Source organism: Devosia sp. CN2-171, assembly GCF_049354815.1.
In the GTDB taxonomy this organism is placed as follows: Bacteria; Pseudomonadota; Alphaproteobacteria; order Rhizobiales; family Devosiaceae; genus Devosia_A.
The window spans coordinates 3,904,220-3,928,080 of record NZ_CP186479.1 but is presented as its reverse complement, the minus strand read 5'-3'; the positions used below and the strand labels follow the sequence as shown (position 1 = coordinate 3,928,080).

Below are 23,861 nucleotides of genomic sequence, written 5' to 3'. Positions count from 1 at the left end.
TCATGACGGCCAGGAGTAATGTCGTTCGGCTGGGCGTAGGCGGTGGTGGGCGGAGGAAATCCGGCGCCGCCATCCACCTGACCGACTCTGCCGTCGAGACGCTGGTGGTCCAGATCAAGGCGCTGATCGACAAGCGCGGCCTCGTCGTCGGCGATCCGCTCCCGTCCGAACGCGAGCTCGGCGACATGTTCGCGTCGAGCCGCACCACGGTGCGCGAGGCCATGCGCATCCTCAAGGCTTACGGCGTCGTCGACGTACGGCCCAAGGTTGGCGCGGTCATCACCGACCGGCGCATGGACGCCGTGTTCGACCTCTATTCGTTCAACACGCTGGAGCTCAACCGCCAGACCTATCTCGATACCCAGTCCTTCCGCGAACTGATCGAGGTCGGCTCGGTGGATCGGCTGATCGAGCGCTTCCAACCCACCGATATCGTCGAGCTGCGCGAGATCAACGACGCCATGCGCGATGAAGCCCACCTGCCCACCGCCGCGCGGCACGACTTCCATTTCCACCTCAAGCTGGTCGGCATGCTTGCCAACAAGCAGGTGCTCGAAATCTACCGCATCATGCAGCCGGTGATGCTCAAGATTATGGAGACGGGCGTCGCCCGCATGAAGTCGAACGGCATGAATTTCGACGAGCACGGCGCCATCGTCGACGCGCTCGAGAGCCGCAACCGGCTCGCCTACCAGTACCGCATGAGCCAGCACCTCGAAGCGGGGCTGGCGCTGTTCAAGGAGTAGCAGGATTTGGCGTTGCCCCCGAGGGCACGCCGATAGGGGCAAGGCCCCGACGATGACCGAGCAAGTCCCGAGGGAGGACCGGACATCGAGAGAGTACTTCAACGTTCTCTGGGAGGAGAAGAAATGAAGTTGTTCAAGGCTACCGGGCTCGCCATCGCGGCCCTGATGTTGACCACCGCCGGCGTGGCTCTCGCTGAGCCGGCCGTCGTATCCGGCCCGGCGACCGACCCCGAATGCCACGTCCCCTGGGCCGCCGATACCCAGTTCTTCCAGTTCCCAGCCAAGACCGGACCGTTCCGCGTCGCGCTGGCCAACGGCTATATCGCCAATACCTGGCGCATCCAGATGATCCAGACGGCCAAGGCCTACGCGTCCCAACCCGACGTCGCCGCCAAGCTCAAGGAGTTCAAGGTCGTTTCGACCGGTGAGGACGTGGCGGCCCAGATCGCCGCGATCAACAACTTCATCGACAGTGGCTACGACGCCATCGTCGTCAACGCCCAGAACCCCACGGCGTTTGCGCCCGTGATCAAGCGCGCCAAGGAAGCGGGCGTGATCCTCGTGGCGTTCGACAACATCCTCGACACCACGGACGCCATCAACGTCAACGTCGACCAGAAGGGTCTCGGCGTGCTCTGGGGCAACTGGCTGGTCAAGCACATTCCCGAAGGCGGCAAGGTCCTTGAAGTGCGAGGTGTCGCCGGCACCTCGGTCGATACCGATCGCCACAACGGCGTTCAAGAAGCGCTGAAGGCCTCGGGCAAGCCCTTCGAGATCGTCGAAGTGGTCGGCAAGTGGGATGACGGCACGGCCCAGAAGGCCACCGCCGACGCCATCGCCGTGCACCAGAAGTTCGACGGTGTCACCGTACAGGGCGGATCGACCGGCACCATCCAGGCGATGCTCGATGCCGGCCACGCCATGGTGCCCGTTGGCGGCGAGACCGAGAATGGGTTCCGCAAGTTCTGCGGCGCCAAGGCCGGCGAAGGCCTTGTCTGCTCGTCGGCGGGCACCGGCCCGGCGCAGGTCGCCGTGGCCATCAAGACCGCTATCGATGCGCTCGAAGGCAAGATCGTACCGCAGTCGGTGAAGCTCCCCCTCGCCATCGTCGAGGACCCGGACTTCAAGGACGGTGAGAACTTCTACTCGGACCAGTCGGACAACTTCTTCGTCGGCAACGCATTCCCCACCTGCGGCATCAATTTCACTGCCCAGGAAATCATGGGGCAGAGCAAGGACGACCAGTAACAACGGCGGACCGCAACGCCGCGGGGAGCAATCCCCGCGGCGACCTTACATTCCTTGGGAAGTTCACATGGCCGACCACGTCCCGCTCTTCCGCATGGAAGGGATCTCGAAGCGCTACGGCGGCGTTCGCGCGCTCGAAAACGCCGATCTCAACGTCGAAGCCGGCCGCGTCCACGCCATCCTCGGCGAGAACGGCGCCGGCAAATCGACGCTCATCAAGATCATCTCAGGAGTGGTGCAGCCCGACGAAGGCCGCATGCTGCTCGACGGCCGGCCGGTGAATTTCCGCGACCCGGCCGCGGCGAATGCCGCCGGCATCGTCTGCATTTTCCAGGAGCTCTCGCTCATCCCCGACCTCTCGGTCGCCGACAACATCATCGTCTCCGCCCCGCCCACCCGCTTCGGCATGATCGACCGGCGCGCGCAGCGCCGTCTCGCCGAACAAGCGCTGGAGCGCGCAGGCGGCGCCGACATCCACCCGGCTGCGCTGGTCAAGGACCTGCCGCTGAGCCGCCGCCAGATCATCGAGATCGCCAAGGCGCTCGCGCGCAAGCCGCGCCTGCTGATCCTCGACGAGGCCACCTCCGCACTCACTGCCGCGGACGTCAAGACCGTGTTCGAGGTGCTGAAACGCCTCCGCGGCGAAGGCATCGCGCTCCTCTACATCTCGCACCGCATGCACGAGATCGCCGAACTCGCCGACGACTGCACGGTGTTCCGCAACGGTCGCAAGATCGCGACCTATGTCGCCGGTACCAGGACCGACAATGAAGTCGTCGAGATGATGATCGGCCGCGAGTACCACCACGTCTTTCCGCCAAAGCCCGAGCCAAAACCGGCCACCGCCGCCCCCGTCCTCGAGGTGAAGAATCTCACCTGGTTCCCGCGCCTCAACGGCGTATCGCTGACCGCCCGCGCCGGCGAAGTCGTCGGCCTCGGCGGCCTCGATGGCCAGGGCCAGCGCGAACTGCTGCTCGCCCTGTTCGGCGTCCTCCGCGGCACGAGCGGTGACATCCTGATCGACGGCAAGCCGACCGCGCTCAACTCCCCCCGTGCCGCCAAGGCCGCCGACATCGGCATGGCCCTGATCCCGGAGGATCGGAAGACCGAGGGCCTGATGCTGCCGATGTCGGTGCGCGACAACCTAAGCTTCGCCGCCCTCTCCCGCCTGTCGAAAGGCGGCATCATCGACAGTAGCGGCGAGCGCCAGGCCATCGATGACGTCATCAAGCTCCTCGCCATCAAGACCGACGGCACTTTGGTGCCGGCCGGATCACTCTCCGGCGGCAACCAGCAGAAGCTGGTGATCGCCAAGTGGCTGATGCGCAATCCCCGCATCATCCTCCTCAATGATCCGACCCGCGGCATCGATGTCGGCACCAAGCAGGAGCTCTACGCCCTGCTTCGCCGCCTCGCCGATGCCGGCGCGGCCATCATCCTCTACTCGACCGACTACGACGAGTTGATCGGCTGCTGCGATAAGGTGCTGGTGATGTATGACGGCGCCATCAAGCGCACGCTGGTCGGACCGGAGATCACCGAGCGCGCCCTGATCGCCAGCGCCCTCAACCTCGACATGACGGAGGCGGGGTCCGCCCCGGTTCACGCATGAAGGCGGGAATTGGAGAATCGCGCTTCTGGTTCAACGAACAGCGCGGCACCCTGCTCGCGCTCGTCATCTTCATCGCCATGTTCACCTTCTACGTGATGAACCATCCGGCCGGGTTCACCGCCAACGTGGTGCAGACCGCCGCCAACAAGGGCGTGCTGCTGGCGCTGGTCGCGATGGCGCAGACCTTCGTGGTGCTGACCGCCGGCATCGACCTATCGGTCGGCATGGTCTTCATCCTCTGCAACTGCCTTGCCTCCTACGTCCTCGTCGGCTCGCCACTGATGGTTGCCGGTGGGGTGCTGGCGGTCGTCGCAACTGGCGCCATCTGCGGCGCCATCAACGCCGCCATCGTCATCTGGGGGCGCCTTCAGCCGATCGTCGCGACCATCGCCTCGGGCGCCGTATTCTTCGGCATCGCCCTGTGGCTGCGTCCGTTCCCCGGCTCCGATCCCGCCTTCTCGGCCGATCTCGCCGACGCCCTCACCGGCAAGGTTTTCGGCCTTGTCCCCGCGAGCCTCATCTTCCTCGCCGCGACAGTGATCCTCATCTGGATCCCGTTCCGCCGCTCCGTCCTCGGCCGCACCGTCTACGCCATCGGCTCGTCCGAGGTCGCCGCCTACATGTCGGGCATGCCGATCAAGCGGGCAAAATTCCTCGCTTACGTCCTCTCGGGCGTCTTCGCCGCCTTCGCCGGGCTCTACCTGACCTTCTTCACCTATTCCGGTGAGGCGTCGGCGGCCAATGGCAACACCTACACGCTCTATTCGATCGCGGCGGTCGTCCTCGGCGGCGTATCGCTGTTCGGCGGTCGCGGCAGCGCCATCGGCGCCATTTTCGGCGCGCTGGCCTTCCGCGCTATTGGCGACCTGCTCTTCGTCTTCGAGATCGATCCGCTCTGGCAACCGCTGTTCCAGGGGATCGTCCTCGTCCTCGCAGTTTCCGTCGGTTCGGCGCGCCTGTTCCAGGTGCGCAACCGGCTCGACCTTTTCGGCTGAGACCCAGATATGACCGATACCACCGCCCAAACCCCCGGCCGTCCCTGGCGCCAGCGCGTCGACCTCCCGGTCGTCACCGCCTTCGGCTGCATCGTGATCCTGCTCGCCATCGGCAGCCTCTATTCGCCGAACTTCCTCTCGCCCGAATACCTGCTCCAGCAGCTGAAAGTCGGCGCCTTCCTCGGCGTCATCGCCACCGGCATGATGCTGGTGATCCTGCTCGGCCAGATCGACCTGAGCGTGCCATGGACGGTGACGCTCGGCGCCATGATGGCCTCGGCCGCCGTATCATGGGGACCAATGGGCGAGACCTTCGCCATCCCCTTCGGCGTCCTCTGTGGCCTCGCCATCGGCCTCATCAACGGCATCGGCGTCGCCTACCTCCGCATCCCCTCGATGATCATCACCCTCGCGGTGAATGCCGTCGCGCAGGGCCTGATGGTCGCCTATACTGGCGGCTTCGCCCCGCAGGATTCCGCCTCGTCAGCCATGAAGGTCCTGGCCGCGCAATCCACCTTCGGCGTCCCGCACGCCGTGATCGTCTGGGTCGTGGTCGGCGCCCTCGCCGTCTTCATGCTCACCCGCACCACCTTCGGCCGCTACGTCTACGGCATCGGCAACAAGGAGGTCGCGGCCTACCTCTCGGGCGTCCCGACCCAGCGCGTAGTGATGATCGCCTTCGCCCTCTGCGGCGGCCTCGCCGCCTTTGGCGGTGTGCTGCTTGCGGGCTATGCCGGCAAGGCGGCGCAGTCGATGGGCGACGCCTACCTGCTCCCCGCCATTGCAGCGGTAGTGCTCGGCGGCACCTCCATCCTCGGCGGCCGCGGCAGCTACCTCGGCACCGTCGCCGGCGTGATCCTGATTACACTCCTGCAGTCGATCCTGTCGGTGATGCAGATCGCAGAATTCGGCCGCCAGATCATCTACGGCGTCGTGATCATCGCCATGCTGCTGCTCTACGGGCGAAGCTCGAGGGTGAACGGGTAGAGGGGCGGGAAGTGGAGATGGTAGAACGTAGGACCAAGATCGCGCATTTCTCTGCCTTCTAGTTTCTAGTTTCTAGCTTCTACCTTCTAACTTCTACTTCCTACTCAAGGCCGCCGCGCCACCAGATCGATCTCGACCAGCGCCCCAACCGCCAGCCCGGTCACCCCCACCGTCGTCCGCGCCGGCAGCTTTCCCGCCTCGAAAAAGCTCGGCCACACCGCGTTGAGCGCCGCATAGTCGCGCTGGAACTCGGTCAGGTAAATCCGCGCCATGGTCACGTGCTCGAGCCCGAGCCCGACCCCGCCGAGGATGATCTTCAGGTTGTCGAACACCCGCCGTGTCTGCGCCTCGATTCCCTCGGGCAGCGGCGCGTCGGGCGCCGCCGGATCGGTCGGCATCTGGCCGGTGACGAACACCCATCCATCCGCTTCGACGGCATGGCTGAACGGCGCGACCGGCTCCGGTCCGGCCGAGATCATGTGGTGGATAGGCAGCGGCATATTCACATCAACTCCCCCAAGAGCGTTTGCAGGAAGAAGCCTGTCCTCGCCAAGGCGGGGATAGCAGACTTTTCCGCTTCGCACCGCGACAAACGAAGCAGCCACCCGCTACGACAGCGAGTCGGCGGGGCATCATACGCCCCGTTCACGCACAGTTCATGCCTTGCCCGTCAAATAGCCGCAATGCCCGCGCCACTGCCGGGCTGGCGGCAAGGCGCCGTTCGTGACACGCTCACGGCTTGGGGGACGCGCTGCAGTGGGCGCGACGGAGCTGATCTAGGACCTTATGTTCGAGTTTTTCCACGATATCTCCGCTTGGCTCGAAATGATCCTCGAGGGCATTTCCAGCAATTTTTGGCTCTCGCTGGTCTTCATCTTCCTCGTCTGTGTCGGCGAAGCCGTCTTCATCCTCGGCCTGCTCGTTCCCTCGCTGCCCATTTTGCTGCTCACCGGTGGCCTCATCGCCCAGGGCAGCCTGCCCTTCTGGCCGATCTTTTTCGCCGCGGTCGCCGGCGCCATCATCGGCGACGCGATTTCCTACACCGTCGGCTTCGCCCTCAAGGACCGCATCCGAACGGTCTGGCCGTTCAAGCACCACGTCGGTCTCATCGAAAAAGGTGAGCTCTTCTTTGCGAGGCACGGCGGCAAGGCGATCTTCATCGGCCGCTTCATTACCGGCGTGAAGGCCGTGATCCCCGGCGTCGCCGGCATGATGGGCATGTCCTATCGCCACTTCTCGGTGATCAACGTGATCTCCGCCTTCGTCTGGGCCGCCGCGCACATCCTGCCCGGCATGCTGCTGACCGGATGGCTCAAGTCGATCGGACTGAGCCTCGAGCTGGTGATCATCGTCGGCGCCCTGGTCCTCACCGTGCTCTTCGTCCTCCTCCACTTCTGGAAGAAGATCCTGCTTGGCGTCGCACCCTTCCTCGGCGACTTCGGCCGCTCGCTCCAGGCCCGCTTCGGCAAACCCGAGGCCGGGCACTAGCAGGAGCGTTTCCAGGAAAAGTTGCAGACTTTTCCGGTTCGGAAGCGCGACCACCAAGACGGCGAACCGTCACGTAGTTCTCACATCGCTGCGCTAACCTCGCAGCGATGCTTGAAATCTTCACCGCGCTGACCGGCTGGCTCGAGATGCTGCTCGAGCAGCTCTCGGGCAATATCTGGCTCGCCCTTCTCTTCATCTTCCTGATCGCCGCAACCGAGGCCGTATTCATCCTCGGCCTCTTCATCCCCTCGACGCCGGTGCTGCTGCTCGCCGGCGGGCTGATCGCCGATGGCCGGCTGCCCTTCTGGGAGATCTACCTCGTCGCGGTGTTGGGCGCCGTCGTCGGCGACGCGATTTCCTACACGGTCGGCTACTGGCTCAAGGACAGCATCAAGACGGTCTGGCCCTTCCGCAACTACCTCCACCTCATCGATCGGGGCGAAGCCTTCTTCGCCCGCCATGGCGGCAAATCCGTCTTCATCGGCCGCTTCATCCCCGGGGTGAAAGCCGTGGTCCCGGGCATCGCCGGGATGTTCGGCATGGATTATCGGCGCTTCTCGATCATCAACGTCACCTCCGCCTTCGTCTGGGCCGCCGCCCATATCCTTCCCGGCATGCTGCTCTCGGCCTGGCTCCGCTCAATGGGCCTCAGCCTCGAATGGGTCATCCTCATCGGCGCGGCAGTGATCGTCGTCCTGCTGCTCATCGCCCACAACTGGCACCGCCTGCTGCGCTCCGGCGCCACGCACTGATTGCACGAACTGCTGACTTGCACCGCGCCCGATCGAGGCGGAATATCCAGGGCATGCGCACCCTGGTTCGAGCCATTCTGGTCGCGTCTCTCCTCGCCACCGTACCGACGTCGCTCACTGCCTTTGCGCCGGCAATGGCCGATGAAGCCACCGAACGCGCCGCCGCGCTCGACGCCCTTTTCAGCCAGCTCCGCGACGCCCCCGATGCCGCATCGGCACAGGCAATCGACAACCAGATCTGGGCCTTCTGGACCACCCCCGCCGATCCCGATCTCGCCAGCCGCATGCGCGAAATCCTCATCGCCCGCAGTATCGGCAAGGTCCCGACGGCCCTCGCTCTGCTCGACAAGCTCGTCATCGATTTTCCCGATTATGCCGAGGGCTGGAACCAGCGCGCCACGCTCTACTACGTGATGGGCGATTTCGACCGCTCCATCGCCGATTGCGCCAAGGTGCTCGAACTCGAGCCGCGCCATTTCGGCGCTCTGTCCGGCCGCGCCCTCATGTACCTGCAGCTCGGCCAGCGAGCCCTGGCGCTCAAGGACATGGCGGCGGCCCTTGCCATTCACCCCTTCCTCAACGAAGCCCAGCTTTTCCCCGAACTCGCGCGGCCCATGACGCATGTCTGACGTGCGTCCACCGCCCTATGGGCAGGCAACCCACGATCCCATATCAGGGTTGTGGACGCGAAAAATCGATCCGAAAGGCTTTCCATGTCCGAGCAGTTTACCGTCAAGCACGAAGAGAACGGCAACCGTGGCCGCTACGTGATCTATCTCCCGGATGGCTCGGAAGCCGAGATGACCTATTCGCGCCAGGACCCCACGACCATCATCGCCGATCACACCGGCGTGCCGCCGCAATATCGCGGCCACGGCATTGCCGAGCAGCTGGTGAAGACGGCGATGGAGCACGCCCGCTCGACCGGCGGCAAGATCGTCCCCGTCTGCTCCTACGTCGTCGCCCAGTTCCGCCGTCACCCGGAATGGGCCGACCTGCGGGCCTGAGGCCGAACCGGAGCGGAATTTAGTCAAATACTAACCATGTTGCGTGGCCGCACGATGCTGTGACGCAACCATGCGGCCTTGAGCGCGCTTGATTCCCGGAGCCGAAAGGAACCGGAATCCATGCGCAGAAGCGCCCTCGCCTTTGTCGCCTTCCTCGCTGCCGCCCCGGTCGCGGCGCAGGAGGTTGCGCCCGCCACCGCGCCGCCGCTCACCGTGGATGCGATCAACGCCGCTGATCTCGCGACCATCCCGGCGCAATACGTCGCGACGACCGACGATGACGTCGCCGAACGCCAACCCGATCCTGCCGTTGTCCGACTGCAGGTGCTGCTCGATCGCGCCGGTGCCTCACCCGGCGTGATCGACGGCTTTGATGGCGACAATGTCAGGAAGGCGGTCGTCGCCTTCGAACTTATGCTGGGCGTGCCGACCGACGGCGTGCTCGATCCCGATATCATCGCCGCCCTCGAAACCGGTGACCCCGTCATCGGCGAGTATCAGGTTACCCAAGATGACGTCGACGCCATCGGTCCCGATATCCCCACCGACTATGCCGAAATGGCGACCCGCGACTTCCTCGGCTACACCTCACTGGGCGAAGAGCTGGGGGAGCGCTTCCACATGACCCCCGATCTGCTCGCTGCCATCAACCCCGGCGCCGGCTTCGCTGCTGGTGACCATGTCTACGTCGCCGCCTACGGCCCGGATCGCACCGGCGAAGTCGCCCGCATCGAAGCCGACAAATCCCTGCGGCAGGTCCGAGCCTACGACGCGGCCGGAACGCTGCTCGTCGCCTACCCCGCCACTATCGGCTCCGAGGACAATCCGTCGCCCTCAGGCTCCCACATAGTGGAGGGCGTCGCGCCGATGCCGACCTACACCTACAATCCCAAGGTCAACTTCCAGCAGGGCGACAACACCTCGGTGCTCACGATTCCGCCCGGCCCCAACGGCCCCGTCGGTTCGATGTGGATCGACCTCAGCGAACCCACCTTCGGTATCCACGGCACGCCCGAACCATCCAAGATCGACAAGACCGGCTCCCACGGCTGCGTCCGCCTCACCAACTGGGACGCAAACGAACTGGCCAAAATGGTGAAGCCCGGCGTGCCGGTGGATTTCGTCGGCTAGAAAAGAATTGGGGCGCCAGCGGCGCCCCAATTCCTATGCGTTCAGCCAGTCCCGTACTGCCAGCAGCTCTTCCCGCCGGATCTCGTGCCCGCCTTCGTGCCAGAACACCGTCGTCTCGGCGCTCTGCTCCTTGAAATAAGCCGCGAGCAGTTCCGCCGAATGTACTGGCGCGATCGGATCCCGCCGGCCGGCCGTGATCAGCACACGCTTGCCCTTCAGCCCCGGCTGCGGCTTGGGCGTGAACGGGATCAGCGGATGCATCAGCACTGCCGCGTCGAACTGCTCGGGCGACTCGAACAGCACCGAGGCCAGGATGTTCGCCCCGTTCGAATAGCCGAGCCCAAGGCTCTGCCCGGCATCCCCGCGCTTCGCAGCAACGAAGCCAGCGAGCTTCTTCGTCGCCCGCGCCAGGTCCGCCATATCGTAACGGCCTTCGCCGACGCGCTTGAAGTAGCGCAGCGCCCCGCCTTCCGACACGTCGCCCCGCACGCCGATCCGGCGCGCACCGGGCTTCAGCTCGGCCGCGAGGTCGGTGAACTGATGCTCGTCGCCCCCCGTGCCGTGGAACAGGAAGAAGGCCGGCGCGTCGGGTGACGCGCCGGGAATGTCGATGAAGTCGTAGCTGTCGATAACCTCGGCCATTTACGCGGCCTCCTTTTCCTCGAGCGGCTGCAGATGCTCTTCGAGCGCACTCCGCAGATGCTCGTGCTGGCGGGGCAGCTTCAGGCTCTCGCCCAGATGCGCCGTGTCCTCGTCCCGATCGAAGCCGGGCTCGTTGGTCGCGATCTCGAACAGCACGCCACCGGGAGTGCGGAAGTAGATCGCCCAGAAGTAATCCCGGTCGATCACCGGCGTCACCTGGTAGCCCGTATCGAGCAGGGCCTTCCGCACCTCGAGCTGAGCCGCGCGGTTCTCGACCGCGAACGCCACGTGATGCACCGAACCGGCACCGAGCCCGGCATAACCGGCATCGGGCAAAACCTCGAGGTCAATGAAGTCGGCGCCATTGCCGCCGGGCCGGACCAGCCGCTTCACCCCATCACGGGTCTCGGCATTCTCGTAGCCCATGAACTTCAACAGCTCCTCGGTCGCCCCGCCGTCACGCAACCGCAGCGACACCGAGTCGAAGCCTCGGATCGCATGCTCGGCATCAACACCGTTGCCGGTCCACGGCACGCGCTTGTCATTGGCCGCTTCGACCAGCGCCATCGCATCGCCTTCCGAAGCCCGGAAGTTGAGCTGCTTGTTGCCAAAACTCTCGACCAGTTCGACGTCGCCGGTACGATCGGCCGCCAGCCGCTCCTGCCAGTAGCCGAGCGAGCCATTGGGCACGGAGAATACCGTGCGCCCGACTTCGCCCGTGCCGGGACGGCCCCGGGCAATATGCGGGAACGGGAAATGCGTCATCACCGTGCCGGGCGTGCCGACCTCGTCACCGTAATAGAGGTGATAGACGTCCGGCGCGTCGAAATTGACGGTCTGCTTGACCCGGCGCAGGCCGAGGGTCTTGGTGAAAAAGTGGTTGTTCTCGGCTGCATCGCGCGCCATCGAAGTGACGTGGTGCAATCCCTTGATCTGAGTAAGCATTGCTGCCTCCATATGCCGGCGTCCCTACCGGCCTTTGTCTCGGTACCGGCCCATGCCGGTCGCTTCGGCACTAGAGATAGGCGAGCCGCTCCAGCACGAATAGCGCACCGCCCGCGCAAGGGATCGTTCGTCATGAGAGAACAATCGCCTCTTGCCGCGAGTTCACTTGACCACCCCGCGTACCCGACGCTAAAACTTGAACATGGAAGTCATAAATAGAACCATCGAGCGCGTTCGCCTCGAAACCCGCACGCGCCTGCTTACCGTCGCGTCCATCACCGACATCACCCCGCACATGCGCCGCATCCGGCTGAGCGGCCCCGACCTCGAGGGCTTCCAGTCCCCCGGGCACGCCGACCACATCAAGGTCTTCCTGTCCTCCGATGGCAAGCCGCTGCCGCGCCCCGAGCGCCGGCCCGAGGGCACGGCGCGCCCGTTCATGCGCGACTACACCCCGCGCTATTTCGATCCCGTCGCTCTGACGCTCGATCTCGATTTCGTCCTCCACGGCGATGGCCCGGCCTCGACCTGGGCAGCCAATGCCAAGATCGCCGACCCGCTCGTGATCGGCGGCCCCCGTGGTTCCCTCATCGTCCCCGATGCCTTCGACTGGTACCTGCTGGTCGGCGACGAAACCGCCCTCCCCGCCATCGGCCGCCGCATCGAGGAACTGCCGGAGGGCAAGCCGGCGATCGCGGTGATTGAGGTTCCCGAGGCCGCGGACGAGCAGCATTTCGAGACCAGGGCTCCTGTCGAAATCTACTGGGTCCACCGCAACGAGTTGGAAGCCGGGGCGCAGAACATGCTGCTCCCCAAGGTCGCTGGCCTCGAACTGCCCCAGGGCGAAGGCTATGCCTTCGTGGCCGGCGAAGCCGAAATGAGCAAGGCGCTCAAAGCCCACCTCATCGATCGCGGCCTCAACCCCGAATACATCCGCGCACCCGGCTACTGGGTGAAGGGTGAAGCTGGGGACTGAACCGATCGTTCCGCGCCTGCCGCATGGGTCCCTGGGTCAAGCCCGGGGACCCAGCGATCTCGCCGCATGCGCCGGGCTAGGCCCCAACCGTCTCCCGAAACCGCAGCGTCTCCACCGTTGCCGCGCCCGGCTTATATTCGAGCCCGATCAGCCCGACATACCCCTGCTTTTCCAGCCAGTCCAGCCGGTCGACATAGTCCAGCCGCCCGCTGCCCGGCTCGCCGCGACCCGGCGTATCGGCGAGATGCACGTGAATCACCCGGTCCAGCCGGCCATCCAGCACCTCGATCTCCTCGCCCATCACGGCCGCATGGTAGATATCGTACAGCAGCCGGATTTCCGGCCGCGCCACCTCGTCGACGATATCGAGCCCTTCCTCGGTCGAGGTCAGGTAGTAGCCCGGATGGTCGACGCGGTCATTGAGCGGCTCGAGCGCCAGGATCACCCCGGTCCCCTCGAGAATCTTCGCCGCCTCGCCCAGCACCTTGACGATCGCCGCATGCTGCGCCGAACGCGCCACGCCCGGCAGGAAATCCCCCGCCTGCGCGATCATCACCTTGGTGCCCAGCGCCTGCGCCGCGGCGAGCGAGGTCCGAACGCCCTCCAGGAACCGCTCGTGCACATCCGGATTGGTCAGCGGCGCAATCGGCTCGCAGAGGATCCCGGCCAGCGTCAGCCCGGTCTCGTCGAGCGCCTGCCGCACCGCCGCCTGGTCCTTGTTGGAAAAGCGCCAGAACTCGACCGCCTCCAGCCCCGCTGCCTTGGCAGCGCGGATGCGATTGGCGACGTCGGGTTCTTCGGTGGCGAACAACCACTCGATGCAGGCGGAATAGCGCATAAGACCTGATACCCTTTAGACGGTAACCTTGTGCGACACCCGGCCCTTGTCGCCGAAAATCTTGATATAGCGCCGGATCTCGGCGGCATCCCCGGTCGCTTTCTCCGGATTGTCCGAGAGCTTGACCGCCGGGCGCCCATCCGCCTCGCTGACCTTGCAGACCAGCGAGATCGGCTCGAGCTGCGGGTTCGGATGCGGTGAGCTCCCGGCGAAATCGTTGGTAAGGTTGGTGCCCCAGCCGAAGCTCATCCGCACCCGCCCGTGGAAGTGGTGGTACGCCTCTTCGATCATGTCGACGTCGAGCCCGTCCGAGAAGATCAGCAGTTTGTCGCGCGGATCGCGCCCGTGCGCCTTCCACCACTCGATGATCCGCTCGCCACCCGGGATTGCCGGCGCGCTGTCGGGCCTGAAGCCCTTCCAGTCGGCCACCCAGTCGGGCGCATCACGCAGGAACGCATCGGTGCCGAACGCATCGGGCAAGACGATGAGCAGGTTCCCGCCGTAATAGCTCTCCCAATCCTGCAGCACCTGGTAGGGGGCTTCCCGCACCGCCCGCTCGTTGGGCGCGATCGCCGCCAGCACCATCGGCAGCTCATGCGCATTGGTACCGAGCGCCTCGAGGTCGTTGTCCATGGCCAGCAGCACGTTCGAGGTGCCGGTGAACACCTCAGGCCCCAGCCCTTCCTTCAGCGCTTCGACGCACCAGCGCTGCCACAGGAACGAGTGCCGCCGCCGCGTACCGAAATCCGAGATGCGCAGGTCCGGCAGCATCTTCAGCCGCTCGACCTTCTCCCACATCCTCGCCTTGGCCCGCGCATAAGTGACATCGAGCGTGAACGGCCCATATTCCTTGAGGGCCGACCGGCTGCGCAGTTCGTTGATGATCGCCAGCGCCGGGATCTCCCACATCGTGGTGTCGATCCACTTGCCGGGAAACTCCAGCAGGTACTGCCCGTCGCGCTTTTCGAGTTGATATTCGGGGAGGCTGTAACCCTCGAGCCAGCGCAGGAACTCGGGCGAAAATATCTGTCGCGAGCCGTAAAAGCTGTTACCCGCCAGCCAGATCATCTCCTTCTTGGAGAATTTCAGCGTTCGTGCATGGTCGAGTTGCGCCCGCAGTTCACCCTCGTCGATCTCGTCCGCCAGCCGCACCGAAGTCTTGCGGTTGATCAGTGAGAAGGTGGCGTCGACCTTGGGGTACAGCCCCCAGATCATCTGCAACATCAACAGCTTGTAGAAATCGGTGTCGAGCAGCGACCTTACGATCGGGTCGAGCTTCCACGTATGGTTGTACACCCGCCGTGCAATATCGGTCGTCGGCATCGCGCTTCCCTTAACCCGCCGGACTCCTCTAGGCGGAACCGTCACAAAAGGGAAGAGGCATCCATCGGCAAATGACGATGGAGCGTAGCGCGCAGTGGCCGGCCTGTGCCCAACGTCTCCCTTCCCACCTCCCCCGCCGGGGTGCTCATATCCGCCGAAAAAGGGGAGGACCACATGCAACGCGTACTCGTCACCGGCGCCGCCAAAGGCATTGGCCGCGCCGTCGCCGAAGCCTTTGCCGCCGAGGGTGCCAGGCTCGTCCTGATGGATGTCGACGCCGCCGGCCTCGATGACGCGGCCGCCACGCTCAAGTCCAAGGCCGCGGCGATCGAACTGAGCCCCGGCTCCGTCGCCAGCCTCGACGACTGCACCCGCGCCGCGGCACTCGCGCAATCGGCCTTCGGCGGCCTCGACGTCCTCAGCCACAATGCCGGCATCCAGACCTACGGCAACCTCGAGACCACCGACGAGGCTCTGTGGAATCGGACCCTCGATGTGAACCTCAAGGGCGCCTTCTTCATTTCCAAGGCGACGATCGGCCTGCTTAAGGCGTCCCGCGGCAACATGGTGCATATCTCGTCGGTGCAGGGCATGGCCTCGCAGGCCGGCGTTACCGCCTACTCCGTTTCCAAGCACGGCCTCATCGGCCTCGTCCGCTCCATGGCCGTCGACTACGCGCCCTACGGCGTGCGCGTGAACGGCATCGCCCCCGGCTCGGTCGATACCCCCATGCTCCGCACCTCGGTCGCCGCAGCCGAAAACCCCGAGGCAGTGTGGGCCGAGATCAACGCCATGCACCCGCTCGGCCGCAGCGCCGAGCCGCGCGAGATCGCCAGCGTCGTGGTCTTCCTCGCCTCGGACAACGCTTCCTTCATCACCGGCGAGGTAATGAAGGTCGATGGCGGCATGCGCGCCAGATTGGGTGGATCGCCGAAGACCGAATGAGCGTAACGGGGACTGCTGAGCAGCAACGGCCCGCCCGGGTCAAGCCGATCGCGCCGGCCACCGCCGTTGCCGAAACGCCGGCCATCGTCCCCGCCATACTCATTGGGCTCATCGCCTTCGTCATCGTCCGAGGCTTCGCCCCGCTCGACCCCACCAATATACTCTGGCTCGACGAGCGCGACCGCGCCATGCACACGCTCGGCTGGTGGTGGTTCGCCATGGCTCCGTGGGGCTGGCCGCCCGGCTCGAGCCCGCTCAACGGCCTCGAGCTCGCCAACAGCGTCGGCCTATCGGATTCGCTGCCGCTCTTCGCCTTCCCGTTCAAACTCTTTGCCCAATGGCTGCCCGAGCGCTTCCAGTACTGGGGCTATTGGGAACTGCTCTGCTTCGTCCTCCAGGCGCTGTTCGCCGCGCTCATAGCGCATGAGCTGAAACTCAGCCGCCCGATCGCACTGATCGCCGCCATCTTCTGCGTCTTCCAGCCCGCCTTCCTGATGCGGCTCGACGTGCACATGGCGCTCGCCGGCCACTGGACCATCCTCGCCGCCATCTGGCTCTATCTCCGCCGGCCCAACCCTTTCTGGGCCTGGCCGCTGATGCTGGCGACGGTGTCAGCCATCCACGGCTACCTGCTGGTCATGGTCTTCGCCATCTGGGCCGCCTCGCTTCTGTCGCGCCTGTGGCAGCGGCAATATCGCGTGGCACCCCTTCTCGCCGAACTCGCCCTCACTGGCCTCGGCATCGCCACCGTCCTCTGGGCCGCCGGCATCTTCATGGTCAGCTCGGTCGAGAGCCTCGGCTTCGGCCAGTTCCGCATGAACCTGATGGGGCCGTTCAACCCGGCCTTCTTCCAGCTCATCGTTCCCGGCGTGAAGGTGAACGGCTTTGAGTGGGAAGGCGTCAACTACATGGGGCTGGGCATTTTCGTGCTCATCGCCGTCGCGCTCGTGTCGCTGAAGCCTCGCAACCTCAAGGGCATCTTCGGCCGGCGCTGGCTCCCGCTCGTCCTCGCCGTGGTCGGCATGGCGGTGTTCGCCCTCTCCAACCGCGTCGCCCTAGGCACCTACGAGCTTTTCACCATCCCGCTGCCCGAAGCGCTCGAAAAGTTCTTCACCATCTTCCGCAGCTCCGGCCGGATGTTCTGGCCGCTCGGCTACCTGATCATCTTCGGCGTGCTGGTGCTCGTCGCGCGCCAGACCCGCCCGGTCGTCGCGCTTACCATCGCCTGCCTCGCGCTGGGCCTGCAGCTCGCCGATATCCAGAAGGGCCCCCGCGCCCTCTATATCAGCCCGGAACGTACCGGCACCGAGTGGCGCACGCTCCTGACATCGCCGGCCTGGGCCGCGCTCGCCCCGCACTATCAGCGCGTTCGTGCCCTGCCGGTGATGAACGAGGGCCCGCACTGGCGCGAGCTCAGCTACTTCGCAGTCACGAACAAGCTCCCGACCGACGCGATCTATCTCGGCCGCGTCGACAAGTTCGCCCTGGCCGATGCCAAGGCCACGGCCGAGCAGGCGCTCGAGACGGGCAGCTTCGACAAGGGCGCCATTTACGGCCTCACCAGCAAGTTCGCCGCCCGCGTCCTCAGAGTCATGGGCCCCGACGATATCCTCGCCCCCATCGATGGCCTCGTCCTCTTCGCCCCTGGCGGCCGCCCCATCCTAGAAGCCGCCGGCATCCACCTCTCCCCCTTCGTCGACGTGCGGTACTGAGGGCCTATCCCCTCGTCGCATTGACTCCACCATTCCATTCGGTGCCCCTTTCCACCAATGCGCGAGGAGGGAACCGCGCTCGAGGGAGACAATTGTGAAGATCACTGCCATCAAGCCGTATGCCGTCTGGGTCGGCATCCGGAACCAGCTGCTCGTCAAGATCGAGACCGACGAGGGCGTCTTCGGCTGGGGCGAGAGCGGCCTGTCGGGCCGCGAGAAGGCCGTCGTCGGTGCCATCGAGCACTACACCGAGTTCCTCGTCGGCATGGATCCGTTCAAGATCGGCCACATCTGGCAGCTGCTCTATCGCAGCCAGTATTTCGAAGGTGGCCGCGTGCTGCAGGCGGCAATCTCCGCCATCGACATCGCCCTCCACGACATCAAGGGCAAAGCCCTGGGAGTGCCCGTCTACCAGCTGCTCGGCGGCAAGGTGCGCGACAAGATCCCGACCTTCGCCACCACCTCCGGCGAGCCCGGCCCCGAAATGATCGAGCAAGCCAGGATGCTGATCGCGCACGGCTGGACCGCCATGCGCCTCTCTCCCTCCGGCCACAGTGAGCAGATCTTCGAGCCCCGCGAGCACATCGGCAAGACCGCCAAGTGGATGGTCAAGGCGCGTGAAGAGCTCGGCGAGGACGTCGTCCTCGGTATCGACTATCACCATCGCCTCTCGGTCGGCGAAGCAGCGAGCTTCTGCCAGAAGATGCCGTCGGGGACCCTCGATTTCCTCGAGGAGCCCATTCGCGACGAGACGCCGGAAGCCTACGAGTCGCTCCGCACCCTCACCGACATCCCCTTCGCCATCGGCGAGGAGTTCGCATCGAAGTGGCAGTTCCTGCCCTACATCGAACGCGGCATCCATCAGTTCAACCGCGTCGACGTCTGCAATGTCGGCGGCCTGACCGAATCCATGAAGGTCGCCGGCTGGTCCGAGGCGCATTACGTCGACATGATGCCCCACAACCCGCTCGGTCCCGTCTGCACGGCCGCCACCGTGCATTTCGCCGCCGCAGTCCCCAATTTCTCCTGGCTGGAAACCCGCTCAAGTCCGGCCGAAACGCACCTCGGCTTCGACAATTCGGAGTTCTTCCCCGTCCAGCCCCGGCTCGAGGGCGCCCACTATCCGGTCAGCGATGCACCCGGCCTCGGTGTCGAGGTCAACGAAGAGCTCATCAAGCAGCAGAGCTTCAAGTACTGGCAGGCTCCCATGCTCCATCGGCGCGATGGCTCAGTGACTAACTGGTAGCAGGCTGGAGCGCTTTCGGGAAAAGGCCTGTCCTCGCGAAGGCAGCGATTGCAGACTTTTCCGGTTCGAAAGTGCGACAACTCAGAGACCGGTGCATGCGAGCGTTTCAGCCAAACGGTCGCATGCTCTACCGGGTTGACCACGGACTTTAGTCGCCATCTATTACCGGCGGACGCAGGAATCACGCTCGAGCCCAATTTGCTGGGAATCGGCGTTGCTTGCGTCCGTCCAGGTGAAGGGGCGAGAGCGTTGGCGGATTTCTTCGAGCCGGCTGAGCGGGGCGTGCAGCATGCAAGTTTGCGCGCCGCCAACCGTCGCGCGGTGCTGACTGCCATTGCCTTCAACCAGGGCTTGTCCAACGCCGATCTCTCCCGGCGCACCGGCCTGGCGCCGCAGACGGCCTCGGCCATCGTCACCGAACTCGAGGACGATGGGCTGGTAACGCGCGGCGAAGTGCTGCGCGGTCGCCGCGGCCAGCCGGCCACGCCGCTGTTTCTCGATTACAACGGCGCCTACAGCATCGGCTGCGAAATTTCCTGGCGGCACATCGACATCATGCTGGTCAATGTCGGCAGCCAGGAGATCGGACGGTATCGCCGCGACTATGCTTATCCCGATGCGACGACGATCGTCGACGAAGCCGCCCGGACCATCGCGGGTCTCGTCGCCGCCCTCGATGCCAAGGCCCAGGCCCGCATCGCCGGCATCGGCCTTGCCACACCGAGCCACTTCGGCGAGCTTGTTACACTGGTCGGCGCACCGGCCGAACAGGTTGCCGCATGGACAGATCTCGATCTTGCCACCGCCCTCGAGGCCGCAACCGGCCTCCCCACCACCTGGCTCAACGACGGCAACTGCGCCTGCTTCGCCGAGATGGTGTTTTCGCCACCGCCGCGGCCGTCCAACCTCGTGCACCTCTTCGTCTCGACCTTTCTCGGCGCCGGTATCACCGCCGAACACACCCTGCGCGAAGGCCCCACCGGCAATTCCGCCAATCTCGGTTCGATGCTGGTAAACGGCCATGATGGCCGCCGCGCGCTCGGCCACGATCTCGCCTCCACCGTCGCGCTCGGCAACCGGCTCGCCACGGCCGGCATCACGCTGCCGGTCGGTAGCCCGACCGAGTGGCCCTGGGCCGAGTGGGAGCGGTACGTTGCTCCCTGGCTCGATGAAGCCGGCTCGGCAATGGCCGAGATCATCTACAACACTGCCGCGGTGGTCGAGCTCGACCAGGCCATCATCGACAGCGCCGCTCCCGCCGAGATCGTCGACCGCCTCGTCGCCGCCACCGAACTGAGCCTCGCGACCCTTGCCCGCGTCGGCGTCAAGCTGCCGCGCCTCGTTGCCGGCAAGCTCGGCAACCGCGCCGCCCCGCTGGGCGCCGCCCAACTCACTATGTTCCGCAAGCACTTCTCGCGCGACCTGAGCGACATGCTGGCCGCCGAGGAGGGCTAAGCCTTACCGCGCCAGCTCGCGCAGCATACCGGTCGCCTTGGCGAACGCCGCCGCCTGCCGTGCGATCCGCCCGGCCCGCCCCGGCCGCGGTTCATAGACGCGCCCCGCTGCCGCCGCACCCACACCGAGCCCAAGCGCCTTCGCCGCGATGCGATACGCGCCGAGGCTCGCCGCCAGCACCGGATGCTCGGGCACCGTCACTGTTCGCCCCAGCACATCGGCAAAGATCTGCGGCCAGATCGCACTCTTCGCCCCGCCGCCGACCAGATAGACCGGCCCCCGTGCACCCATCGCCTCAACATTGGCGGCAATGGCGAACGCCACGCCTTCGAGCGCCGCATAGTAGAGTGCCCCCTGCCCGTCACTCGCCGACACATTGGCGAAGCCGGCGCGCAGCTCGAGATCGACGAATGGAGTTCGCTCACCGTTGAGGTAAGGCAGGAACAGTACGCCGCCTGGCGCTGCGTCCGCAGCGACGGCGATGCGCTCGGCCTCAGCCAGCGACAGGCCGAGCGTCTCGCGCGCCCACTGTGCGGCGGCCCCCGCAGAAAAGATCGGAGCGGCCTCGATCAACCCGCCATGAAGCGGATGAGCAAGCCTGTAATAGGGCCGCGGCGCACGTTCGGTCACGCCGGTCACCCCGGCAACCCAGCCGCTCGTACCCAGGTAAATGCTGACTTCGTCCGGCCGTTCGGCGCCACTGCCGATTGTGGTGGCTGCCGCATCGCCGCAGCCGTTTAGCACCGGGATCCCTGGCGGCAGACCAAGAGCTTCTGCGGCCTCCGCCGTGAGCCCTCCGAGCACCGCTTCTGCCGGCAGGATCGGCGGCAATATCCCGACATCGAGACCAAGCAACAGAACCAGCTCTTCTGCCCAGTCGCGCGTGCCGATATCCATCAGCCCGGTCGTGCTGGCACAGCTCGCATCGGTCGCGACGACACCGGTCAGCCGCAACGCCAGATAGTCCTTGGAACCAGGCAGTGCCCACTGCCCGCCGCCGGACCCGAGGGCCAGCAGCTTGAACGCCGTCATCAACGGCCGTGGCGCGTTGCCGAGAATGGCTGTGGCCCCTGCCGCATCGAGTCGCTGCTCGAGAGCATCAAAGGCCTGACCGCCGACCGGGTCGGAATAGAGGGCAGCATCCGCTTTCGCCTTGCCGTCGCTATCGACTGCGATGAGATTCTCCATCATCCCCGTAAGCGAGATTGCGCCGATGCCATCGAGCGGCAGGCGCCGGACGGCCTCCATCGTCGCCCGCCACCAGTCCTCGGGTGCCCGCCGGTGGTGCACCGGCGCCGCCGGATAGCCCGCATCGGTCGTGGCCAACACTGTACCGTCGCCGGCAAACACCGTCGCCTTGAGCGCCGAGCTGCCGCAGTCGAGCACCAGCACGTTCATTTGGCCCGCCCCACCCGCCGCACCAAAACCGCGACGAGGATCACCACCCCCGTCATGATCTTCTGCACGAAAGGCTCGACCCCGACGATAGTCATGCCGTTGACCAGCACGCCGGTGATCGCCACCCCCAGCAGCGTTCCCGCCACCGTCGGCGCGCCCGTCGGCGACGCCGTCGTGCCGATAAACACCGCCGCATAGGCCGGCAGCAACAGCGGCTCGCCCATTGTGTGCTGTACGCTGCCCAATCGCGCCGCAAGAAGCAGCCCGGCCAGCGCCGACAACCCGCCGGCAATGGCGAAGGTCACGATCACATCGCGCACGATCGGCAGGCCCGCCAGCCGCGCCGCCTGCGCATTCCCGCCGATGGCGCGAAGCCGCCGTCCGAACTCGGTTTGTGTCAGCACAAACGCCGCCACCCCGAGCACCAGGAGGATCCAGAACCCGAGCACCGGAATACCCAGCACATCCCCCCGGGCCAGCCCCTTGAACGCATCCGGCACCGATTGGAACAGGCTCTGCCCGCCGCTGAGCCCGAACGCAAAGCCCGACAGAATCGTCCCCAGCGCCAGCGTCGCGACGAACGATGGTACGCCGAACCGCGCGACGAGAACGCCGTTCGCTGCGCCACCGACAATACCCACGAGCAGCGCCAGAGGCACCGCCAGCCACACGTCAAAACCCTGCCCGAACAGCACGAAGCAGATCACGGCTGCGAGCGATGCCGAAAACCCGACCGAGAGGTCGAACTCCGAAATCGTCATCACCAGCGTCGCCGCCGTCGCGACAATCGCCAGCGTCGCCATCTGCTGCACGAGGTTGAACACATTGGCCGGCGAGGCAAACGCCGCCGGCGAGGCGATCGAAAAGCCGACGCACAGCAGAACGAACGCCAGCAGCGTGCCGAAACGGTTGAGATTGGTGCGGTTCACGCCGCCTCCCTCGATTGCGCAGCAGCCGACAGCGCCTCGGCGCTCGCCTCCGCCCGCGAGAAAATTCTGACGATCCCGCCATTGCGGAACACTGCGATCCGGTCACCCAGCTCCAGCGCCTCGTCGCGATCCGATGTCGAGACCAGCACCGCGTTACCGTCCGCCGCGATCGCCCGGATGATGTCCTTGATCGTCGCCTTGGCCATCACGTCGACGCCCTCGGTCGGCTCGTCGAGCAGCATCACTTTCGAGTGCCGGTTGGCCCAGCGCGAAAAGATCAGCTTCTGCTGGTTGCCGCCCGACAGCGTCCGCGCCAACTGCGACGGGTCGCGATAGGCAAGCGACACCCTCTCCGCCGCGACAAGGAACTCGTCGCGCTCTGCCTTCTGATCCGGCACCGGCAACCAACCCATCCGCCGAAAGTGCGACAGCAGCGGCAGCGTCTTGTTGAACACGAGGTCGAAATCGAGGAATAGCCCGCTCCGATGCCTGTCCGCGGGCACGCACGACACCCCCCGGGCAATCGCCTCGCGCGGACTGCGCGGGGCATAAGCCTCGCCCTCGATCCGCATCGTCCCCGCCCACGGGATCGCGCCCCAGACCGCATTGAGCAGGCTCGACCGGCCGGATCCCGCCAGCCCATAGAGCGCCATCACCTCGCCCGCATGCACATCGAGCCCCGCCGGCCGTGTGAGATCGCCAGCGGTGAGCCCGGCTAGCTCGATCACCTTCGGCGCCCTCATATCGGTCGCCCGCGTCGAACGCTCCACCGCGCTGCCGCCCATCGCCGCGATCAACGCCTCGGGCTTCACCTCGCCTGCCCCGAACGAGGCGACGATCCGCCCATCGCGCAGCACCACGGCCGAGCCGCAGAAATCCGCGATCTCGTCGAGGCGGTGGCTGACCAGGACGATCGAGGTGCCTCGTTCCCGCGTGCGCCGCAGCACCTCGTAGAACCGCTCGGCATCCTCAGCCGGCAACGCCGCCGTCGGTTCGTCCAGAATGAGGATGCGGCCGCGATCGGCAATTGCCCGCAGCAACCGCACGAACTGCCGCTCGGCCGGCGGCAGGAACATCACCGGCTTATCGAGATCGAGTTCGGGCGCGATATCCCGCGCCACCTCGGCAATGTGCGCCCGCATCGCCTTGCGGTCGATCATCCCACGCCGCCGCGGATACTCGCGGCCAAGATAGCAATTCTCCACCGTATCGAAGCCCCGCACCAGCGGCGCATCCTGGTGGATCACCCGAGTGCCCGCGACATACGCATCGTGTGCCGAATGGAACTGCACCACCTGCCCATCGATGCGGATCTCTCCCACATCGGGCCGCTCGGCTCCGGCGATGATCTTGATTAGCGTCGACTTGCCGGCCCCGTTCGGCCCCACGAGCCCGAGCACCTCGCCCTCATCGAGGGCGAGGCTCACATCGTCGAGCGCCTGTGTGGCGCCGTAGCGCCGGCTGATCCCCCTGAGCGACAGCAAGG

Annotated in this window: 23 protein-coding genes; 15 read left to right on the top strand and 8 right to left on the bottom strand. The window is 65.7% G+C overall.

The window, feature by feature from the left end:
- Positions 1-2: 2 nt before the first annotated feature.
- From ACOYW5_RS19490 to ACOYW5_RS19470, 5 genes are all read left to right on the top strand, one after another.
- Entirely contained in the window at positions 3-746 is a 744-nt protein-coding gene (locus ACOYW5_RS19490; protein WP_423066543.1) for a FadR/GntR family transcriptional regulator, read from the top strand.
- Between the two features lie 165 nt (positions 747-911).
- A complete protein-coding gene (locus ACOYW5_RS19485; RefSeq protein ID WP_423069505.1) occupies positions 912-1,994 on the top strand; it encodes a sugar ABC transporter substrate-binding protein in 1,083 nt (360 codons plus the stop codon).
- A gap of 67 nt (positions 1,995-2,061) precedes the next feature.
- Positions 2,062-3,606 (top strand): sugar ABC transporter ATP-binding protein, encoded by a 1,545-nt coding sequence (locus ACOYW5_RS19480; protein WP_423066542.1) that lies wholly within the window; start codon positions 2,062-2,064, stop codon positions 3,604-3,606.
- Entirely contained in the window at positions 3,603-4,601 is a 999-nt protein-coding gene (locus ACOYW5_RS19475) for an ABC transporter permease (protein WP_423066541.1), read from the top strand. Before ACOYW5_RS19480 ends, ACOYW5_RS19475 begins: the two co-directional genes overlap by 4 nt.
- A 9-nt stretch (positions 4,602-4,610) precedes the next feature.
- Positions 4,611-5,588 (top strand): ABC transporter permease, encoded by a 978-nt coding sequence (locus ACOYW5_RS19470; protein WP_423066540.1) that lies wholly within the window; start codon positions 4,611-4,613, stop codon positions 5,586-5,588.
- A gap of 104 nt (positions 5,589-5,692) precedes the next feature.
- On the opposite strand, the gene ACOYW5_RS19465 is transcribed toward ACOYW5_RS19470, so the two are convergent.
- Positions 5,693-6,067, bottom strand: a complete 375-nt coding sequence (locus ACOYW5_RS19465) for a RidA family protein (protein ID WP_423069504.1) — start codon at positions 6,065-6,067, stop codon at positions 5,693-5,695.
- A gap of 307 nt (positions 6,068-6,374) precedes the next feature.
- Between ACOYW5_RS19465 and ACOYW5_RS19460 the strand changes: the two genes are divergently transcribed.
- From ACOYW5_RS19460 to ACOYW5_RS19440, 5 genes are all read left to right on the top strand, one after another.
- Entirely contained in the window at positions 6,375-7,076 is a 702-nt protein-coding gene (locus tag ACOYW5_RS19460) for a DedA family protein (RefSeq protein WP_423066539.1), read from the top strand.
- A 107-nt stretch (positions 7,077-7,183) separates the two neighbouring features.
- The gene (locus ACOYW5_RS19455; RefSeq protein ID WP_423066538.1) at positions 7,184-7,828 is read left to right on the top strand and encodes a DedA family protein; all 645 of its coding nucleotides are present in this window, start codon (positions 7,184-7,186) and stop codon (positions 7,826-7,828) included.
- A gap of 53 nt (positions 7,829-7,881) precedes the next feature.
- Positions 7,882-8,457 carry a tetratricopeptide repeat protein gene (locus ACOYW5_RS19450; protein ID WP_423066537.1) on the top strand — a complete coding sequence of 192 codons (576 nt, stop codon included), beginning with the start codon at positions 7,882-7,884 and terminating at the stop codon, positions 8,455-8,457.
- Between the two features lie 84 nt (positions 8,458-8,541).
- Complete coding sequence (locus ACOYW5_RS19445; protein ID WP_423066536.1) at positions 8,542-8,835, top strand: GNAT family N-acetyltransferase; 294 nt, start codon at positions 8,542-8,544, stop codon at positions 8,833-8,835.
- A 120-nt stretch (positions 8,836-8,955) separates the two neighbouring features.
- The gene (locus tag ACOYW5_RS19440; RefSeq protein ID WP_423066535.1) at positions 8,956-9,966 is read left to right on the top strand and encodes a L,D-transpeptidase family protein; all 1,011 of its coding nucleotides are present in this window, start codon (positions 8,956-8,958) and stop codon (positions 9,964-9,966) included.
- A 33-nt stretch (positions 9,967-9,999) separates the two neighbouring features.
- Here the strand turns inward: ACOYW5_RS19440 and ACOYW5_RS19435 are convergent, their stop codons facing one another.
- Together ACOYW5_RS19435 and ACOYW5_RS19430 are read right to left on the bottom strand one after the other, a co-directional pair.
- Positions 10,000-10,608, bottom strand: coding sequence for an alpha/beta hydrolase (locus tag ACOYW5_RS19435; RefSeq protein ID WP_423066534.1), 609 nt, complete (start codon positions 10,606-10,608; stop codon positions 10,000-10,002).
- Entirely contained in the window at positions 10,609-11,553 is a 945-nt protein-coding gene (locus ACOYW5_RS19430; RefSeq protein WP_423066533.1) for a VOC family protein, read from the bottom strand.
- Positions 11,554-11,755: 202 nt separating this feature from the next.
- On the opposite strand from ACOYW5_RS19430, the gene ACOYW5_RS19425 reads away from it, so the two are divergent.
- Entirely contained in the window at positions 11,756-12,529 is a 774-nt protein-coding gene (locus ACOYW5_RS19425; RefSeq protein WP_423066532.1) for a siderophore-interacting protein, read from the top strand.
- A gap of 76 nt (positions 12,530-12,605) precedes the next feature.
- Here the strand turns inward: ACOYW5_RS19425 and ACOYW5_RS19420 are convergent, their stop codons facing one another.
- Positions 12,606-13,367: a TIM barrel protein gene (locus ACOYW5_RS19420; RefSeq protein WP_423066531.1), complete on the bottom strand. Its 762-nt coding sequence runs from the start codon at positions 13,365-13,367 to the stop codon at positions 12,606-12,608.
- A gap of 15 nt (positions 13,368-13,382) precedes the next feature.
- Positions 13,383-14,690: a nicotinate phosphoribosyltransferase gene (gene pncB, locus ACOYW5_RS19415; protein ID WP_423066530.1), complete on the bottom strand. Its 1,308-nt coding sequence runs from the start codon at positions 14,688-14,690 to the stop codon at positions 13,383-13,385.
- Between the two features lie 174 nt (positions 14,691-14,864).
- On the opposite strand from pncB, the gene ACOYW5_RS19410 reads away from it, so the two are divergent.
- The 4 genes from ACOYW5_RS19410 (at position 14,865) to ACOYW5_RS19395 (ending at position 20,048) form a co-directional block, all read left to right on the top strand.
- Positions 14,865-15,635, top strand: a complete 771-nt coding sequence (locus tag ACOYW5_RS19410) for an SDR family NAD(P)-dependent oxidoreductase (protein WP_423066529.1) — start codon at positions 14,865-14,867, stop codon at positions 15,633-15,635.
- Entirely contained in the window at positions 15,632-17,347 is a 1,716-nt protein-coding gene (locus ACOYW5_RS19405; protein ID WP_423066528.1) for a DUF6311 domain-containing protein, read from the top strand. Before ACOYW5_RS19410 ends, ACOYW5_RS19405 begins: the two co-directional genes overlap by 4 nt.
- A gap of 94 nt (positions 17,348-17,441) precedes the next feature.
- Positions 17,442-18,593, top strand: coding sequence for a mandelate racemase/muconate lactonizing enzyme family protein (locus tag ACOYW5_RS19400; RefSeq protein ID WP_423066527.1), 1,152 nt, complete (start codon positions 17,442-17,444; stop codon positions 18,591-18,593).
- A gap of 249 nt (positions 18,594-18,842) precedes the next feature.
- Positions 18,843-20,048 carry an ROK family transcriptional regulator gene (locus tag ACOYW5_RS19395; RefSeq protein ID WP_423066526.1) on the top strand — a complete coding sequence of 402 codons (1,206 nt, stop codon included), beginning with the start codon at positions 18,843-18,845 and terminating at the stop codon, positions 20,046-20,048.
- A gap of 3 nt (positions 20,049-20,051) precedes the next feature.
- Here the strand turns inward: ACOYW5_RS19395 and ACOYW5_RS19390 are convergent, their stop codons facing one another.
- The 3 genes from ACOYW5_RS19390 to ACOYW5_RS19380 are packed head-to-tail and all read right to left on the bottom strand — an operon-like array spanning position 20,052 to position 23,859.
- Entirely contained in the window at positions 20,052-21,446 is a 1,395-nt protein-coding gene (locus tag ACOYW5_RS19390; protein WP_423066525.1) for a xylulokinase, read from the bottom strand.
- On the bottom strand, positions 21,443-22,375 hold the full coding sequence (locus ACOYW5_RS19385) for an ABC transporter permease (RefSeq protein WP_423066524.1): 933 nt from the start codon (positions 22,373-22,375) through the stop codon (positions 21,443-21,445). The genes ACOYW5_RS19390 and ACOYW5_RS19385 overlap by 4 nt, the downstream gene beginning before the upstream one ends.
- Positions 22,372-23,859 (bottom strand): sugar ABC transporter ATP-binding protein, encoded by a 1,488-nt coding sequence (locus tag ACOYW5_RS19380; RefSeq protein ID WP_423066523.1) that lies wholly within the window; start codon positions 23,857-23,859, stop codon positions 22,372-22,374. The genes ACOYW5_RS19385 and ACOYW5_RS19380 overlap by 4 nt, the downstream gene beginning before the upstream one ends.
- Between the last annotated feature and the right edge of the window lie 2 nt (positions 23,860-23,861).

Bases quoted from the DNA above. Each gene is read 5' to 3' on its own strand.
- ACOYW5_RS19410 (WP_423066529.1), top strand. From the start codon at position 14,865: ATGCAACGCGTACTCGTCACCGGCGCCGCCAAAGGCATTGGCCGCGCC.
- ACOYW5_RS19420 (WP_423066531.1), bottom strand. From the start codon at position 13,367: ATGCGCTATTCCGCCTGCATCGAGTGGTTGTTCGCCACCGAAGAACCC.
- ACOYW5_RS19405 (WP_423066528.1), top strand. From the start codon at position 15,632: ATGAGCGTAACGGGGACTGCTGAGCAGCAACGGCCCGCCCGGGTCAAG.
- ACOYW5_RS19450 (WP_423066537.1), top strand. From the start codon at position 7,882: ATGCGCACCCTGGTTCGAGCCATTCTGGTCGCGTCTCTCCTCGCCACC.
- ACOYW5_RS19485 (WP_423069505.1), top strand. From the start codon at position 912: ATGTTGACCACCGCCGGCGTGGCTCTCGCTGAGCCGGCCGTCGTATCC.
- ACOYW5_RS19480 (WP_423066542.1), top strand. From the start codon at position 2,062: ATGGCCGACCACGTCCCGCTCTTCCGCATGGAAGGGATCTCGAAGCGC.
- ACOYW5_RS19470 (WP_423066540.1), top strand. From the start codon at position 4,611: ATGACCGATACCACCGCCCAAACCCCCGGCCGTCCCTGGCGCCAGCGC.
- ACOYW5_RS19440 (WP_423066535.1), top strand. From the start codon at position 8,956: ATGCGCAGAAGCGCCCTCGCCTTTGTCGCCTTCCTCGCTGCCGCCCCG.
- ACOYW5_RS19430 (WP_423066533.1), bottom strand. From the start codon at position 11,553: ATGCTTACTCAGATCAAGGGATTGCACCACGTCACTTCGATGGCGCGC.
- ACOYW5_RS19425 (WP_423066532.1), top strand. From the start codon at position 11,756: ATGGAAGTCATAAATAGAACCATCGAGCGCGTTCGCCTCGAAACCCGC.
- ACOYW5_RS19460 (WP_423066539.1), top strand. From the start codon at position 6,375: ATGTTCGAGTTTTTCCACGATATCTCCGCTTGGCTCGAAATGATCCTC.
- ACOYW5_RS19455 (WP_423066538.1), top strand. From the start codon at position 7,184: ATGCTTGAAATCTTCACCGCGCTGACCGGCTGGCTCGAGATGCTGCTC.
- pncB (WP_423066530.1), bottom strand. From the start codon at position 14,690: ATGCCGACGACCGATATTGCACGGCGGGTGTACAACCATACGTGGAAG.
- ACOYW5_RS19490 (WP_423066543.1), top strand. From the start codon at position 3: ATGACGGCCAGGAGTAATGTCGTTCGGCTGGGCGTAGGCGGTGGTGGG.
- ACOYW5_RS19390 (WP_423066525.1), bottom strand. From the start codon at position 21,446: ATGAACGTGCTGGTGCTCGACTGCGGCAGCTCGGCGCTCAAGGCGACG.
- ACOYW5_RS19465 (WP_423069504.1), bottom strand. From the start codon at position 6,067: ATGATCTCGGCCGGACCGGAGCCGGTCGCGCCGTTCAGCCATGCCGTC.
- ACOYW5_RS19445 (WP_423066536.1), top strand. From the start codon at position 8,542: ATGTCCGAGCAGTTTACCGTCAAGCACGAAGAGAACGGCAACCGTGGC.
- ACOYW5_RS19435 (WP_423066534.1), bottom strand. From the start codon at position 10,608: ATGGCCGAGGTTATCGACAGCTACGACTTCATCGACATTCCCGGCGCG.
- ACOYW5_RS19475 (WP_423066541.1), top strand. From the start codon at position 3,603: ATGAAGGCGGGAATTGGAGAATCGCGCTTCTGGTTCAACGAACAGCGC.